Source organism: Bacillus sp. GBSW19 (assembly GCF_002998655.1).
GTDB lineage: Bacteria > Bacillota > Bacilli > Bacillales > Bacillaceae > Bacillus.
The window spans coordinates 1,091,862-1,107,599 of sequence record NZ_PVRF01000001.1 but is presented as its reverse complement, the minus strand read 5'-3'; the positions used below and the strand labels follow the sequence as shown (position 1 = coordinate 1,107,599).

Genomic DNA, 15,738 nt, shown 5'->3' with positions numbered 1-15,738 from the left:
GCGCAAAACATGACAACGTTCGGCTCTCGGCCGAAAATAAAAATTGTTTAGCACTTTTATTGTAGAAAAGTCACGAATCCTGTAAAATAACGTTAGATATTGAATGAGGAGCGTAGAGCATGTATAAAGGTCTTTTCTACTTGTTTTTTCTTGTTGTCATTTTGGTCGCTTTTGTGTTTTCAAACTATAAGGATGTTTTTCTTGCAAACTTTTAAAATAGGTTAATGCATTAGTACATGTACACCTCTTAATTCATACATTGTTAATGTAAGAAAATTAAGGAGAGGGGAATGCTACATGTACCATCATCATCATTGCCAGCCGAATGTTACACAGCCAATTGTTCATCCGACGAATCATTGCTGTACACACAGCGATTCAACAACAATTGTGCCGCATATCCATCCGCAGCATGTGACAAATGTTCACCATCAAAATTTCAAACATGTTCACTACTTCCCACATACGTTTTCTCAGGTGGACCCGGCAACACATCAACACTTTAACTGCGGTGGACCTTGCTGTAACAGATAAAGTGAAATGGGACTTTTAGAAGTCCCTTTTTTTAAAAGCAGGTGAAAAAATGAAAATTATTGCTGTCACAGGGTACAAGCCATTTGAGCTTGGGATATTCAAACAAGACGAGCCTGCACTTCAATACATAAAAGCGGAGCTTCAAAAAAGGCTGACAGCCCTGATTGAAGAAGGTCTGGAATGGGTTCTCATATCAGGCCAGCTTGGGGCAGAAATCTGGACTGCCGAAGTGGTATTTGAGCTTCAAGAGGAGTATCCAGCGTTAAAACTGGCCGTCATTACACCATTTTATGAACAGGAAGAGCGCTGGAATGAACAAAACAAAGAGTTGTATGAAGGGATTCTTGCACAGGCCGATTTTGTAGAAAGTGTCACGCATAGACCATATGAAAGTCCGGCACAATTTAAACAAAAGAACCGTTTTTTTATTGAAAAAACAGATGGCCTTCTCGCCCTTTATGATCCTGAGCATGATGGCTCGCCAAAGTACATGATCAAAGAAGCGGAAACCTATACCGATTACCCCATTATGTACATCACAATGGATGATTTGAGAGCGCAAGTTGAGGCAGAAGATCCGTTTTTTGACTAAAAGCAAGAGAAAATTTGACAACGTCACGTATTTCTGAAAAAATATACTATGAATTCACGATATGAGGTGAAAAAGATGCTTGCTGATAAAGTAAAGCTTTCTGCGAAAGAAATTTTAGAAAAAGAATTTAAAACAGGTGTCAGAGGATACAAACAAGAAGAAGTCGATAAATTTTTAGATATGGTCATTAAAGACTATGAGACATTCAACCAAGAAATCGAAAAGCTTCAACAAGAAAACCTCCATTTGTCTAAACAGCTTGAAGAAGCCGTTGAGCAAGGAAAAAGACAGCCTGCACAGTCTAATACAACAAACTTTGATATTTTAAAAAGACTATCTAACCTTGAGAAACACGTTTTCGGCAGCAAACTTTATGATTGAGCCTTGCTGAAAAAAGCTTGTGCCTGATGTCATTGTCGTTTATAATAACGATTATTGATTAACGTTCGGGTAATCGCTGCAATGCTTTTAGACATTGCAGAGGAAAGTCCATGCTCGCACGGTGCTGAGATGCCCGTAGTGTTCGTGCCTGGCGAAAAAATAAGCCAGGGCAGCCTGGGAAAGGCTGACGGCAGGAAAAATGCCTACGTCCTTTTAGGATATGGCAAAGTATCCTTGAAAGTGCCACAGTGACGAAGTCTCACTAGAAATGGTGAGAGTGGAACGCGGTAAACCCCTCGAGCGAGAAACCCAAACTTGGTAGGGGAACTTTCTCAAAGGAACCAAACGGAGAGAAGGACAGAGTATTCTGTAGATAGATGATTACCACCTGAGTACGAGGCATTTGCCGTTTGCAGTACGATGGAACAAAACATGGCTTACAGAACGTTATATCCGTTATTATAAACATGATGAAAACAAAGCTCTCCTATTCAACATATGGAGAGCTTTTATCTTGAATACATAAAAGGACGAGAAAACAGGTGATAAAACAATGAAAACCTATACACTCATCGCAACAGCTCCAATGGGAATTGAAGCGATTGTTGCAAAAGAAGTAAGAGACCTTGGCTATGCCTGCACAGTAGACAATGGAAAAGTGATTTTCGAGGGGGATGCTCTTGCGATTTGCCGTGCGAACCTTTGGCTGCGTACAGCAGACCGGATTAAGGTACAAGTAGCTGAATTTTCGGCAAAAACATTCGATGAGCTGTTTGAAAGGACGAAGGCGATTGACTGGTCCGCTTTTTTACCGAAAAACAGCACGTTCCCTGTCATCGGTAAATCTGTGAAATCACAGCTTGCCAGTGTGCCGGATTGTCAGCGTATCGTCAAAAAGGCGATCGCGCAAAAGCTCATATCCTCTTACAACATACAGTCTGAATGGCTTGAAGAAACAGGACCTGAGTATAAAATTGAGGTTGCCCTTTTAAAAGATAAAGCTGTGCTCACGCTTGATACATCTGGTGTGGGTCTTCATAAACGAGGGTACCGCATGGATCAAGGCGGAGCACCTATTAAAGAAACCCTTGCGGCTGCACTCGTGCTATTAACAAACTGGACACCTGACCGTCCGTTTGTTGACCCTTTCTGCGGGTCAGGAACAATCGCTATTGAAGCGGCCATGATAGGACAAAACATTGCCCCAGGATTTAACCGGGAATTTGCGTCCGAGTCATGGGAATGGATTGGTGAAGACGTTTGGAACAAAGCGCGTCACGAAGTGGAAGAAAAAGCAAACTATGATCAGCCGCTCCACATTATTGCAAGTGATATCGACCATCGGATGGTAGACATTGCACAAATGAATGCTGAAGAAGCTGGTCTAAGTGAATTGATTCAATTTAAACAAATGCAAGTGAAAGACTTTCAAACGAAAGAAGAGTATGGTGTGATTGTCGGAAATCCGCCTTACGGAGAACGACTCAGTGATAAACCAGCTGTTGAAAAAATGTATCAAGGAATGGGCGAAGCATTTAAGAGCCTAGATACTTGGTCCATTTACATCTTAACGTCACACGAAAAGTTCGAAGAGTGCTTCGGCAGAAAAGCAACGAAAAAGAGAAAACTGTTTAATGGTTTTATTAAAACAGACTATTACCAATATTGGGGAAAACGCCCGCCTAGAAAACAGACAACTGAATCATAAAAAATGGTCACACCTACAGAAGGTGTGGCTTTTTTTATCGCAGAAAGGTATAAACCTTCACGGGACGGAATAAACTGAACTTGATTTTAAAAAAAGAGGTGTCTCCATGATACAATATGATCAATTTCAGTTAATCCAAAAAGCACTCGCTTCGACTGCTCAAAAAATTGAAGGGCAAGAAGGTGGACAATCTGCTCAGCTGACAGCAGCCATCGAAGATTTAGCGCTTGCTCAGGCTTACATAGAGCGTTCAGAGCATGCATTTTTAATGAAAGAAACCTATCAACATCGTTTGCGGTCGTAAAAAAGATTGTCATTCCCCAGCATAAATGTTACTATTGAATGTCTGAATGATTCAAAAGTTGGGGGTTGAAGCAGGTGACAGCATCTCGTTTGCCTTTTTCATTATCAAAAGAACATAATTTTTACGAAGAACTGGGCAACTGGATTGGTGATGTGTTCTATGACATTTTGCCAGAAAAGGGCTTTGATCTTCGAGATGAACAAATATTTATGGCCTTTCAACTAGAAAGAGCCTTTAAAGAAAAAAGTGTGATGTTTGCCGAAGCTGGGGTAGGCACAGGCAAAACCATCGTCTATCTATTATTTGCGGTCACATATGCAAGGTATACAGGGAAACCTGCGATTATTGCATGTGCAGACGAAACGTTAATTGAACAGCTGGTGAAACAAGAGGGTGATATCTATAAAATTGCCAATCACCTTGATATTCAAATAGATGCGAGATTAAGTAAATCGCATGACCAATATTTATGCTTAAAGAAACTAGAGAAAACCATGCAGCGTGAAGATGATGAGAAGTGGCTCGATATTTATGAATCGCTTCCTTCATTTGTTCATGAATCACATGGCATGCAAAACTTTTATCCGTATGGTGATCGAAAAGAGTATCCAGAACTATCAAATGATGAATGGTCACGCATTGGCTATGACTCGTTTCAAGACTGCTTGACGTGCGATATGCGTCATCGCTGCGGTCTGAATTTATCAAGAGATCATTACCGGAAAGCAACCGATCTCATCATCTGTTCTCATGATTTTTACATGGAGCATGTGTGGACGAAGGAATCCCGCAAACGCGAGGGCCAGCTTCCGCTGCTTCCAGAACATAGCTCCGTCGTATTTGATGAAGGGCACCTTCTTGAATTTGCCGCACAAAAAGCACTGACGTACCGAGTGAAGCAATCAATGCTCGAAACATTTTTAGAGCGCCTGTTGCAAAACGATATACGTGAAGAGTTTGCCGAGCTCGTTGAAGATGCACTTGCCACAAACGATGAGTTCTTCTATCTCTTAAAAACACATGCCAAAGAAATCAAGGGCTCGCATCGACTTGAAATTGGACGTGTGGATGAAGTGAAGCGGTCTGCAAGTGAATTGTGTGATTTGCTTGAAAAAATCGGAGAAGCACTCGTGTTTGAATCAGAGATGTATACAATCGATCAATACGAATTGTCTGTTGTGGAAGAGTACATTGAACAAATGGCGTATTCTCTGTCGCTATATCAAAAAAATGCGATTAGCTGGCTTGAAAAGCAGGAGTTAGATACGACATTTGTTGTGATGCCAAAGACAGTCGCAGAGGTGCTTGGTGAAAAAGTATTCTCGCAAAAAAGACCATACATTTTCTCTTCTGCTACATTGTCTGAAAATCAATCCTTTGATTATTTAGCTGAAAGTCTTGGGATCAAAGATTACTTATCAATGAGTGTCGCTTCTCCGTATGATTACGATGAGCAAATGAAGATTTATTTCCACGGGATTCAGCAGCTTCAAGAGCAAGAGGCAAAAGGACAGCAAGTGATCACTCAGCTGAAAGAAAACGGAGGACGATCTCTGATTTTGTTCCCTTCATTTGATGAACTTCATTTCTTTAGAAAGCAGCTTGAGGCATCGGATGAATCACTGCCTTTCGACGTGTATTTTGAGGGAGACGAGGAAATCAGCACGATTGTTCAAAAGTTCCAAGCAGATGAGACATCCGTGTTATGCTCTGTTCACCTTTGGGAAGGGCTGGATATTCCAGGACAATCACTAACAAATGTGATCATCTGGGGACTTCCTTACCCGCCTCATGATCCGGTATTTGAGGCAAAACGGAATGAAGCAAAGGATGCTCGTGCTGAAGTTGACCTTCCGTATATGCTGCTGCGCTTGCGACAAGGTATTGGAAGGCTGATTCGGACAAGCCAAGATGCAGGAACCATTCATATTTATTTTGACCGTAAGGAAGATACAGAGCTTCAAAGTAAAATTGAATCCGTTCTGCCAGTCAAGCCAATCATCATATCTTAAATAACGCCCGAACGAGGAAAAGAGGAGGATACCATCTGAGTATCCTCCTTTTTCATTGACAAAAGAACATTCCTTGAAGTAGCCTTGAAACGTACATACATATTTTATTGATTGGGGGAACAAACGTATGAGTCTTGAAGCAAAAGAGAAAGCGTTTTATCAATTACTAGGAAAAATCGCCCATTATACGGAGGCGCTCCATTTACTTTATTGGGACTCTAGAACACAGGCGCCTAAAAAAAGCGCCGATTTCAGAGCTGAAACGATCGGTCAATTATCAAGTGATATTTTTAATATGAAGACTTCTGATGAAATGAGAGATCTTCTTCACGCATTAAACAAACATCGAGATGAGCTGTCAAAAGATACACAAAAGGCGCTCGAATTATCACAAAAAGAGTATGATGAAAACAGCAAAATTCCGAAAGAAGAATTTAAAGAATACTCGATTTTGCAATCAAAAGCAGAGCATGTCTGGGTAGAAGCAAGGGAGAAATCAGACTTTTCACTCTTTGCACCATACTTAAAACAGCTCATTGATTTTAACAAGCGCTTTATTCAATATTGGGGCGTGAAACAAACGCCATACGATGTGCTGCTCAATAACTATGAGCCAGATATGACGGTTGAACAGCTCGATCAAAAGTTTGGTGCACTTCGTGATGCCATTGTTCCTCTCGTGAAAAAAATCGAAGCCTCTCCTCATAAGCCGGATACTTCATTTTTATCGAAAAGCTTTCCGATCGACAAACAAAAGGAACTGAGTCTCTTCTTCTTAAAAGAATTGGGGTATGACTTTGACGCAGGACGTCTGGATACAACGGTTCATCCGTTTGCTGTGACATTGAGCAGAGGGGATGTTCGTGTGACGACCCGTTATGATGAGCATGATTTTCGGATGGCGATCTTTGGCACGATTCATGAGTGTGGTCATGCCATCTACGAGCAAAACATTGATGAGGCACTGAGCGGAACGCTATTATGTGATGGCACATCAATGGGGATCCATGAATCACAGTCTCTTTTCTTTGAGAATTTTATCGGCAGACATGAAGATTTCTGGAAAACGTATTATCATAAGCTGCAAGAAGCGTCTCCTGAGCAATTTAAAGATGTCTCTTTAGAAGACTTTGTGCATGCAGTGAATGAATCGAAGCCGACTTACATTCGAATTGAGGCAGATGAACTGACGTATCCGCTTCACATTATCATCCGCTATGAAATTGAAAAAGCGATTTTTAATGAAGAAGTAGCAGTTGAAGACCTGCCTGCACTGTGGAATGAAAAATATAAAGCGTATCTTGGCATTACGCCTCCTAATGATGCACTCGGTATTTTGCAGGATGTTCACTGGTCTGATGGAAGCTTTGGATATTTCCCTTCATATGCGCTTGGTTATATGTATGCGGCGCAACTAAAGCACCAAATGATCAAAGATTTACCGAATTTTGATGAGCTGATTCAAAACGGGTCTTTTGCACCGATAAAAGAATGGCTCACAGAACATGTTCACCAGCATGGAAAACGCAAAAAACCATCTGAAATCATTCAAGATGCGACTGGTGAGGAATTAAATGTGCAATATTTAATCGATTATTTAACAGATAAATATACGAAATTGTATTTATCTTAAATAAAAGGCACCCTTTGCTCAGAAGGGTGCTTTTTTGATGCTTGAATATTCTAAAAACGAACGTTTTGATCTGATCTATTATTTAAGTTCGGTATTTTTCTGGAAAAGTGCTTTCCAAGCGTCTGAAATCTTGTTATAATTTGAACACTATAACACTCATATAATCGCGTGATGATGGCACGCAAGTTTCTACCGGACACCGATACAGTCCGACTATGAGTGAGCAAAATGAAACAGCTCTTGTTTGAGCTGAAGATCCGTGGATCGTTTTCGCATTGCTTGCTCCTCATGGACAGCAATGCTTTTTTTATGCAAAAAATGAAAATGTTTGCCAATATGCTGGGAGGAAGAATGATGGAATTGTTACGTCAAAAAATTGAGAACGAAGGAATCGTTCTGTCAAATCAAGTGTTAAAGGTAGATGCCTTTTTAAATCATCAAATTGATCCTGTGTTAATGCATGAGATCGGGCAAGAGTTTGCTAGATTATTCAAGCATGATGGCATTACAAAAATTGTCACAATCGAATCTTCTGGCATTGCACCTGCTGTGATGGCTGGACTAGCTCTTCAAGTACCAGTTGTCTTTGCTCGAAAACGTCAATCACTAACACTAACAGATAACCTATTAACAGCGAGTGTGTACTCTTTTACGAAAAAAGTAGAAAGCACGATCGCTGTTTCAAATACGCATCTCAGTGAAAAAGATTGTGTATTAATCATTGATGACTTTTTAGCGAACGGTGAAGCCGCTAAAGGGCTTGCTGCAATCGCAAAGCAGGCGAAGGCGAAAGTAGCCGGATTTGGCATTGTCATTGAAAAGTCATTTCAGCCCGGAAGGAATGCGCTTGTTCAAATGGGCTACCGCGTCGAGTCCCTTGCACGTATTGAATCACTTAAGGAAGGGAAAGTCACGTTTGTACGGGAGGTACAATCATGAGTGCCGCTAAAAAAGCCAAAACGCTCTCGCTAGGGATTCAGCATGTGCTGGCGATGTATGCAGGTGCCGTTCTTGTGCCGCTCATTGTGGGAGATGCGCTCGGCCTCACCCCTGCACAGCTGACTTACTTAATCTCGGCAGATATTTTCATGTGCGGGGCTGCCACACTTCTTCAAGTATGGAAAAACCGTTTCTTTGGTATCGGTCTGCCTGTTGTATTAGGCTGTACATTTACTGCGGTTTCTCCTATGATTGCGATTGGCTCTAAATATGGAATTTCGTCTATCTATGGAAGTATTATCGCTTCTGGGTGTATCATCATTCTTCTTTCCTTTTTCTTTGGGAAGCTTGTGAAATTTTTCCCGCCTGTCGTGACAGGGTCTGTCGTTACCATTATTGGCATTACCCTTATTCCAGTAGCGATGAACAATATGGCAGGAGGAGAAGGAAGTGCAGATTATGGTTCTTTTGAAAATCTAGGCCTCGCTTTCCTTGTGCTGTTTATCATTGTGCTGCTCTATCGATTCACAAAAGGTTTTATGAAGGCGATCGCTATTTTAATCGGTATTCTCCTTGGGACAGCAGTCGCTGCATTTATGGGGAAAGTGGAAACAGCTGAGGTGGCGAACGCTCAAGTTTTCCGTATGATTGAACCATTTTATTTCGGCATGCCTACCTTTGAGTTTGCACCCATTATGACGATGACGTTAGTTGCGATTGTGTCATTAGTCGAATCAACAGGTGTTTATTTCGCATTAGGTGATTTAACAAACCGGTCATTAAAAGAGAAGGATTTAGCGAAAGGCTATCGCGCAGAGGGGATTGCTGTTTTATTAGGTGGTATTTTCAATGCATTTCCTTACACAGCCTACTCGCAAAACGTTGGGTTGATCCAGTTGACAGGAGTCAAGAAAAATCAAGTCATCGTTGTGACAGGAGCATTGCTCATGTTATTTGGACTTTTTCCTAAAATTGCTGCATTTACGACGATTATTCCAAAATCAGTTCTTGGCGGCGCAATGGTCGCCATGTTTGGGATGGTCATTGCCTACGGTATTAAAATGCTCTCGCGCGTGGATTTTGCCAAACAGGAAAACCTACTAATTGTTGCTTGCTCAGTTGGGATCGGCTTAGGTGTCACCGTCGTGCCGCAAATGTTTGAGCATTTGCCAGAATCAATGAAATTATTAACAAGTAACGGAATTGTGGCCGGTAGCTTTACCGCTATTTTGCTTCATATTATTTATCACATGATTCCATTTAAAAAAGAAACAGGGCAGGATCTGATAGAAGAACCTAAGCAATCTGTTATGTAAACACCTCTCATTAAGAGGTGTTTCAGCGTGTAGACAAACCCTCGCATTCGGTGTCAGTCCTGTGCGCCGATGCTCACGAATGTTAAATTCGCTCCGCTTCGGTGCTCGTCCTTCCTAGACTTCAAAGGTTTTCTATCACGCTGAAAAGAAGACAAAGGGCTAAAATAAAGATCATTTTAGCCCTTTGTCAACAATCTGAAACACCTCTCATTAAGAGGTGTTTTTTTGCATAAAAAAAGCAGGTTCGCTTGGCTTGGAACGAACCTGTGAAGGAGGAAAACTACATCATGTTTTCAACTATATTATCCAATATTTATCAATTGTCGTCAAGACAAAAAGTTAGACGGAGGAAAATGTTTTGACTGAATTGTGACGATTTGGCATGTATATCCTTTTTTCGATAGGGGATATTAACGAAAAAAGAGGTGAAGCCGATGGCGTACATTCTTTCAATTGGAACGAGTCACCCGAAGCATCACGTGGATCAGAAAACAGCTGCTCAATTTGCTAGGTCTCAATTTAAACGATCGTTTAAAGATATTGATCGGCTGCTGAGAGCTTTTCAAAATGGAGAAATTCAGAGCAGGCAGTTTGTGCAGCCCATTGAATGGTATCAGACGCACCACTCTTTTGAAGAGAAAAACAATATCTATTTGGAGAAGGCACTGGCTCATGCAAAAGAAGCGATCTTACATTGTCTTCAAGAGCAGGCGTTTCTGAAAAAGCCGATTCCGGTTGAAGAGATCGATGCACTGTTTTTTATTTCAAGTACCGGCTTATCGACCCCAAGTCTTGATGCAAAGCTGATGAACGTACTTCCTTTTTCTCCTTATACGAAACGAGTACCGATCTGGGGGCTAGGGTGCGGGGGTGGTGCGGCAGGGCTGTCTCGGGCTTATGAATACATAAGGGCATATCCAGAAGCAAAGGTGCTCGTCGTTGCCTGTGAGCTGTGCAGTTTAACCTTTCAGCCGCAAGATCAATCAAAAAGCAATTTAATCGGCACCTCCTTATTTGGAGACGGGACGGCTGCGGCTCTTTTAGCTGGAGAAACGGCTGCACTAGAATATGCCCATTTAAAAACAGTCCCTAAAGTACTAAGTACACAATCCGGCACGATGAAGGATTCTGAGGATGTGATGGGCTGGGAATTTACAAGTGACGGCTTTCGGGTTATTTTCTCCCGTGACATTCCGTCTATGATTTCAGGCTGGTTAAAAGAGCAGGTGGATCAATTTTTAGAGGAGCTTGGATGTTCAACTAAAGACTTATCCGTTTTTCTTGCCCATCCTGGAGGAAAAAAAGTGATTGATGCCTATGTTGAAAGTCTATCTTTACGAGAGAATCAGCTATTTTCTTCAAAAGAAGTACTCAAACAACACGGAAATATGTCCTCTGCCACAGTTTTGTATGTCATCAAGCATTTCCTTGAACATCAATCAATTGAAGCGGGGGATATTGGCCTTTGCGGGGCGCTTGGTCCAGGCTTTTCCTCAGAACTGCTGCTTATGAAATGGGAGGATGTCTTGTCATGATCATTTGGCTTGTTATCGGGTTCTTCGTTTGTCAGCGGCTCATTGAAATGCTTGTGGCCAAAAGAAATGAAAGAAAAGTAAAAGCGATGGGTGCCATTGAATTTGGTGCTAGTCATTATCCCTATATGGTCGCTATGCATACGGCCTTTTTTCTCTCACTCATAGTTGAGATAGGGCTTTTACATAAGGGGTCGTCCCGGTATTTTCTTGTGCTGCTCCTTTTCCTGATGGCTACACAGGTCATTCGATACTGGGCATTATGCTCCCTTGGGACGTACTGGAATACAAAGATTTTAGTCGTGCCAAACGCAATGATTGTAAAAAAAGGGCCGTATCGTTGGTTGAAACACCCTAACTATGTAGTCGTGGCGATTGAGCTTTTGCTGATCCCGCTATTGTTTGAGGCGTATGTCACTGCCATTTTGTTTACGTGTTTAAATGCATGGATGATGGCTGTAAGAATTCAAACAGAGGAGAAAGCGTTAAATCAGTATTTGCTAAATTAATATTGAAAATCATTATCAATTGTGCTACACTTTCATTAATGATAAACATTCTCAATCATGAAGGATGGACGGTGATCACATGACAATGATTTTCTTACTCGGTACGGTGTGTATATACAGCCTATTAATTGGCTTCGTATTAAAAGGTGTCTCCAAAAAATCTGCTTCCTGATCTCAGTCAATTGCGACTGATCGGGCAGCAGATTTTTTTTATTTCCTCAGATCAGAAGAAAAATCTCTTTATTTTGTGTAAAATGGTATCACATACATAACTGACTTTTCTAAAAACAAAGGGGTTTATCGTCATGAAAGACTTGTCTATTCGAGATTCGCTCGTTCAAACTACAGGAGCTTTATATCAAAGCTTTCTCAAAAGGGATGATCATGAGCGCGCAGCCAAACTTGCATCGATTATCAAAAAGGAAGCAGAAGAAGAAGTGTATATCGCATTTACCGGCCACTATTCTGCTGGAAAGTCATCACTTGTGAATCATCTGCTTCATGATCACATTTTGCCAACGAGCCCAATCCCAACAAGTGCAAACTTGGTCGTCGTGAGGAAAGGGGAAAGTGAAGTGCAGCTTCACACCTCTGATGACCGTTTTGCAAAAATGAGCGGTTCTTATGATAAAGAAGCAGTACAGCGTTTTTGTAAGGATGGAGAACAGATTGAGATGGTGGAAATTAGCGGTGACTATAGAGGACTGGGAGAAAAGGTGGCACTGATTGATACGCCAGGAATTGATTCAACGGATCATGCACACTTTTTGTCTGCTGCCTCTATTCTTCATCAAGCAGATGCTCTTTTTTATGTCGTTCACTACAACCATGTTCATTCTGAAGAAAACATTCGTTTCATTCGTTCCATTAAAGAAAAAGTGCCAAATCTTTATTTCATCGTGAATCAAGTGGACCGGCATGATGAGCATGAGACTGCATTTGAAGACTACAAAAATCAAGTGATTGACATGCTCCTTAAAGAGGGCATTGAAGAAGATCATCTATACTTTACATCTGTAACCGATGAGACGCATCCAAGAAATGAAATGATTCGTTTAATCGAAAAACTACAAGAATTACAGACGTTGCCGAAAGCATCACTTCGTGCTTATACTGAGCAAAAAATTGAGCATGTTTTAAAAGAACACATTGACTCGTTAAAAGAAGAGCTGCAAGGTGAAGAGCTTGATTCACAGCTTCAAGAAAAAAGAAAAGAAGTAAAGGAGTTTGAAGCGAAAAACTACTTCATTGAAAATGGAGCCAAACAGTTAGAAGATGAAGTATCTTCTGAAGTCGAGAGCATTTTAAAGAATGCCAACCTCACTCCATTTAAAATGAGGGAACTCGCAAGCGACTATATTGAATCAAAAGCACCTGGCTTTAAAGTGGGACTGCTTTTTGCTAAAAATAAAACTGAGCAAGAAAAAGAAAAACGGGCAACCGACTTCTTAACAGATGTCAAAGCGAGGATGAAAGCTGAAGTGGACTGGCATATTGCTGAGCTGCTTAAAAAAGAAGTCAAGAAGCATCAGCTTGGTGAAGAGTTATTAAATCAAGTGATGGCATTTGAAACACCTGTGCAAGAAGCACTCCTTGAAAGTGTGATTCATCATGGTGCGACGTTCTCCAATGAATACGTACTACAATATGCAAAAGATGCTGGCGAAGCCTTGAGAAGACAGGCAAAACAGAAAGCGATGACACTGATTGAACAAATGTCTGAGTCGCTGAAAGCCCAGCTTATGAAAGATAAAGCAAAACATCAAGAAAAATGGGACCAGTCTGCAAAAGAACTCCAAACGCTTGAGCAGTGCATCGGAAAAAATGAACAAATGAAGCGTGATATTCAACATGTATGGGATATATGGCAAAACGGAACGGATGAACAGATCGAAGAAGATTGGTTTTATGCGAAAAAGAGGCGGATGCAGCATGACCAGCTAAAGCAGGATCACGCGCCCATTCATCCCGAAGAGAGCGAGCAAGAAAAACCGCAGAAGCAGACAGAGCAACATCAAATGCGTCAGTCACAGCATGTCACGACGGCACAGTCAATTGACCAGTTTGAACAGCTTTCTCAGATTTTATTGCCATTAGACGCTCTCAAATCTCAAAGAAAGTCCTTTGAAAAACGAACAAAGCGGCTGCAAGCGAAAGAATTCACACTCGCTTTATTTGGGGCTTTTAGTTCGGGGAAATCTTCCTTTGCAAATGCCCTTGTTGGGAGAAAGGTACTGCCATCCTCTCCCACGCCAACAACGGCAACGATTAATAAGCTGACGCGGCCGACGGAAGATCACCCGCATGAAAGTGTAAAAGTGGTGTTCAAAACAGAACAGGATATATTAGAGGAGCTCAATCAGATCCTCGGATTTTCGATCTCAGAAGAAAAGGGAGAGACGTTTACATCCAAGCTCGAACGAACGCTGAAAAAAAGACAGCTTGAACAAGATCACCGCATCATTGTTGAACATTTTTTACAAGCGCATACACGTTTCCTTCATCACATTACGAAGCAAACGCCGCTTCATGTCACTCTTCAAGAACTGAGGCCATATGTGGCGGAAGAAGCTGTTTCTTGTGTGGTGAAGGAAGTGACGGTGTATTTGAGTACACCTTTAACAGATAAAGGGCTGACTATTGTTGATACGCCAGGCGCCAGCAGTATGAATAAGCGCCATACAGAGATTGCCTTTCAATATATGAAGGACGCAGATGCTCTTCTTTATTTAACTTACTACCAGCACTCTTTCTCGAAGGCAGATCGGTCATTTTTACGTAAGCTTGGGCTTGTAAAAGATTCATTTAGCATGGATAAAATGTTCTTTATTATCAATGCAGCTGACCTCGCAAAGGATCAAGCAGAGCTTGACACCGTCTTTGACTATGTGAATAATGAGCTCACAAAAGAAGGCATCCGAAACCCAAACCTTCATCATGTGTCCAGTAAGGAAGAAATCGAAGGAAAGGGAGAGACAGCTTATAATCAATATGCAAAGCTTAGAAAACAGCTCGACTATTTTATTGAGGAAGAATTAACGAAAGATGCGATCGAGCTTTTGTATTTTGAAGCCGGCATGTTATGTAGCACAGTCGACAAGCTGCATGCGACACTGCATCAGTCAGAAGATGAGAAGCAAGCGGAAAAGAAAAAGATAGACACATCCTATGAAGCGATTCTTGATCAAATGAGTCATATCAAACAATCTAAGCTAGTGACAGAAAGTGTGAAAAAGGACTTACATGAACAGCTCTATCATATTGTCCAGCGCCTATCACTATTTGCGAATGATCTGTTAAAGACAGCCTTTTACCCTGGAATATCTCAAGGAGACTTCAGGCAGCAGTTGAAAAAAGCGCTTGAACAGGCACTGAAGGATTATGAATTTGAATTTGTACAGGAGTTAAAGGCGCTTGATATCCGAATGGAATCGTTTATTCATCAATACTTCCAAGAGGAATGGGAAAAAGGATTGCAGGCGGCATGTGCAGAAGACCCTTACTTTTCTCTCTCACTGTCGCCGCCAGAAGAGAAAAATGCTGAGCTGAAACAAATTGAAGTCGAATCTGAACTGACACCATTCGAACCGCTCTTAAAGAAGCAAAAATCAGCGAAAGTTTTCTTTGAACAGAATGGAAAGGCTGCGTTCATTGAAGCGATTCGAGATATTCTTCATCAGTTAACCACGAAATGGGCAGATAAAGAAAAAGAAGAATTACTGAGCAGGTACGACACAATGGTGAAGACCTTTACTGAAAGATATGAAACAGAAGCGCTCGAGCAGCTAAGTGAACAAAAACAAACATTTATCACGAGCCTAACGACAGATGCCAAAGAACAGGCGGTAATTGAACAAGTATATGAACAAACAAACGAATGGAAGAACCAGTTGAAAACCATTTGATTCATGGTAGACTAAATAAAAAAGAAAGCAGTTGATAGAAAATGACGAGCGTACACGAAGAGATTTCCGCTCACTCACAAAAGCAGCATGCTCATATTCAGTCCTTTCTTGAGCTTGAACAGAAAAGAGAACAAGCAATAGAGACTGCTGTATTCAAATGTGAGCAAAACGAGCCATTTACAACAGACGACATCAATGCCATTACGTCGAAGATGAATGAGCTTGCACGAGGCGGTATTGTTCCGCTGCGTAAGCATGTGACGAATGATATGGTCAGGGAGTATGTCAAGCGGAAACAGAAGTAAAGAGTAACTTTCTCTTTTTTGGTCATCTTAATGAATGTACCGAGAAAGGGGAATGATCATGAAAAAAA

General features: G+C 41.3%; 14 protein-coding genes, 1 other RNA gene and 1 riboswitch. All 15 genes read left to right on the top strand.

The window, feature by feature from the left end; all coding sequences use genetic code 11:
* Window positions 1-297: 297 nt before the first annotated feature.
* The 15 genes from cotD (at window position 298) to C6344_RS05750 (ending at window position 15,670) form a co-directional block, all read left to right on the top strand.
* A complete protein-coding gene (cotD, locus tag C6344_RS05825; RefSeq protein WP_080984739.1) occupies window positions 298-534 on the top strand; it encodes a spore coat protein CotD in 237 nt (78 codons plus the stop codon).
* A gap of 49 nt (window positions 535-583) precedes the next feature.
* Window positions 584-1,126, top strand: coding sequence for an SLOG family protein (locus C6344_RS05820; RefSeq protein ID WP_060596714.1), 543 nt, complete (start codon window positions 584-586; stop codon window positions 1,124-1,126).
* Window positions 1,127-1,201: 75 nt separating this feature from the next.
* Complete coding sequence (gene gpsB / locus C6344_RS05815) at window positions 1,202-1,507, top strand: cell division regulator GpsB (RefSeq protein WP_012010336.1); 306 nt, start codon at window positions 1,202-1,204, stop codon at window positions 1,505-1,507.
* A 61-nt stretch (window positions 1,508-1,568) separates the two neighbouring features.
* Window positions 1,569-1,952: RNase P RNA component class B (gene rnpB / locus C6344_RS05810), an RNA gene on the top strand.
* Window positions 1,953-2,060: 108 nt separating this feature from the next.
* A complete protein-coding gene (locus C6344_RS05805) occupies window positions 2,061-3,215 on the top strand; it encodes a THUMP domain-containing class I SAM-dependent RNA methyltransferase (protein ID WP_106071651.1) in 1,155 nt (384 codons plus the stop codon).
* A gap of 106 nt (window positions 3,216-3,321) precedes the next feature.
* On the top strand, window positions 3,322-3,519 hold the full coding sequence (locus C6344_RS05800) for a hypothetical protein (protein ID WP_034661010.1): 198 nt from the start codon (window positions 3,322-3,324) through the stop codon (window positions 3,517-3,519).
* A 74-nt stretch (window positions 3,520-3,593) separates the two neighbouring features.
* Window positions 3,594-5,531, top strand: a complete 1,938-nt coding sequence (locus tag C6344_RS05795) for an ATP-dependent DNA helicase (protein ID WP_066030744.1) — start codon at window positions 3,594-3,596, stop codon at window positions 5,529-5,531.
* A 127-nt stretch (window positions 5,532-5,658) separates the two neighbouring features.
* Window positions 5,659-7,164, top strand: coding sequence for a carboxypeptidase M32 (locus tag C6344_RS05790; RefSeq protein WP_034661008.1), 1,506 nt, complete (start codon window positions 5,659-5,661; stop codon window positions 7,162-7,164).
* A 136-nt stretch (window positions 7,165-7,300) separates the two neighbouring features.
* A riboswitch (purine riboswitch) is annotated at window positions 7,301-7,400 on the top strand.
* A gap of 118 nt (window positions 7,401-7,518) precedes the next feature.
* Window positions 7,519-8,103 (top strand): xanthine phosphoribosyltransferase, encoded by a 585-nt coding sequence (gene xpt / locus C6344_RS05785; protein ID WP_106071688.1) that lies wholly within the window; start codon window positions 7,519-7,521, stop codon window positions 8,101-8,103.
* Window positions 8,100-9,419: a xanthine permease PbuX gene (pbuX, locus tag C6344_RS05780; RefSeq protein ID WP_066030745.1), complete on the top strand. Its 1,320-nt coding sequence runs from the start codon at window positions 8,100-8,102 to the stop codon at window positions 9,417-9,419. The genes xpt and pbuX overlap by 4 nt, the downstream gene beginning before the upstream one ends.
* Before the next feature lie 434 nt (window positions 9,420-9,853).
* Window positions 9,854-10,954 (top strand): type III polyketide synthase, encoded by a 1,101-nt coding sequence (locus tag C6344_RS05770; protein WP_106072823.1) that lies wholly within the window; start codon window positions 9,854-9,856, stop codon window positions 10,952-10,954.
* Entirely contained in the window at window positions 10,951-11,460 is a 510-nt protein-coding gene (locus tag C6344_RS05765) for an isoprenylcysteine carboxyl methyltransferase family protein (RefSeq protein ID WP_060596709.1), read from the top strand. The genes C6344_RS05770 and C6344_RS05765 overlap by 4 nt, the downstream gene beginning before the upstream one ends.
* 64 nt (window positions 11,461-11,524) lie before the next feature.
* The gene (fbpC, locus tag C6344_RS05760) at window positions 11,525-11,632 is read left to right on the top strand and encodes a Fur-regulated basic protein FbpC (RefSeq protein WP_309415589.1); all 108 of its coding nucleotides are present in this window, start codon (window positions 11,525-11,527) and stop codon (window positions 11,630-11,632) included.
* 133 nt (window positions 11,633-11,765) lie between these two features.
* The gene (dynA, locus tag C6344_RS05755) at window positions 11,766-15,365 is read left to right on the top strand and encodes a dynamin GTPase (RefSeq protein ID WP_106071653.1); all 3,600 of its coding nucleotides are present in this window, start codon (window positions 11,766-11,768) and stop codon (window positions 15,363-15,365) included.
* 41 nt (window positions 15,366-15,406) lie between these two features.
* Complete coding sequence (locus C6344_RS05750; RefSeq protein WP_034661003.1) at window positions 15,407-15,670, top strand: YpbS family protein; 264 nt, start codon at window positions 15,407-15,409, stop codon at window positions 15,668-15,670.
* Window positions 15,671-15,738: the final 68 nt, after the last annotated feature.

What these genes read in the sequence shown, in the direction of transcription:
- cotD (WP_080984739.1), top strand. Translation starts at nt 298, where the DNA reads ATGTACCATCATCATCATTGCCAGCCGAATGTTACACAGCCAATTGTT.
- C6344_RS05820 (WP_060596714.1), top strand. Translation starts at nt 584, where the DNA reads ATGAAAATTATTGCTGTCACAGGGTACAAGCCATTTGAGCTTGGGATA.
- gpsB (WP_012010336.1), top strand. Translation starts at nt 1,202, where the DNA reads ATGCTTGCTGATAAAGTAAAGCTTTCTGCGAAAGAAATTTTAGAAAAA.
- C6344_RS05805 (WP_106071651.1), top strand. Translation starts at nt 2,061, where the DNA reads ATGAAAACCTATACACTCATCGCAACAGCTCCAATGGGAATTGAAGCG.
- C6344_RS05800 (WP_034661010.1), top strand. Translation starts at nt 3,322, where the DNA reads ATGATACAATATGATCAATTTCAGTTAATCCAAAAAGCACTCGCTTCG.
- C6344_RS05790 (WP_034661008.1), top strand. Translation starts at nt 5,659, where the DNA reads ATGAGTCTTGAAGCAAAAGAGAAAGCGTTTTATCAATTACTAGGAAAA.
- xpt (WP_106071688.1), top strand. Translation starts at nt 7,519, where the DNA reads ATGGAATTGTTACGTCAAAAAATTGAGAACGAAGGAATCGTTCTGTCA.
- pbuX (WP_066030745.1), top strand. Translation starts at nt 8,100, where the DNA reads ATGAGTGCCGCTAAAAAAGCCAAAACGCTCTCGCTAGGGATTCAGCAT.
- C6344_RS05770 (WP_106072823.1), top strand. Translation starts at nt 9,854, where the DNA reads ATGGCGTACATTCTTTCAATTGGAACGAGTCACCCGAAGCATCACGTG.
- C6344_RS05765 (WP_060596709.1), top strand. Translation starts at nt 10,951, where the DNA reads ATGATCATTTGGCTTGTTATCGGGTTCTTCGTTTGTCAGCGGCTCATT.
- fbpC (WP_309415589.1), top strand. Translation starts at nt 11,525, where the DNA reads ATGGACGGTGATCACATGACAATGATTTTCTTACTCGGTACGGTGTGT.
- dynA (WP_106071653.1), top strand. Translation starts at nt 11,766, where the DNA reads ATGAAAGACTTGTCTATTCGAGATTCGCTCGTTCAAACTACAGGAGCT.
- C6344_RS05750 (WP_034661003.1), top strand. Translation starts at nt 15,407, where the DNA reads ATGACGAGCGTACACGAAGAGATTTCCGCTCACTCACAAAAGCAGCAT.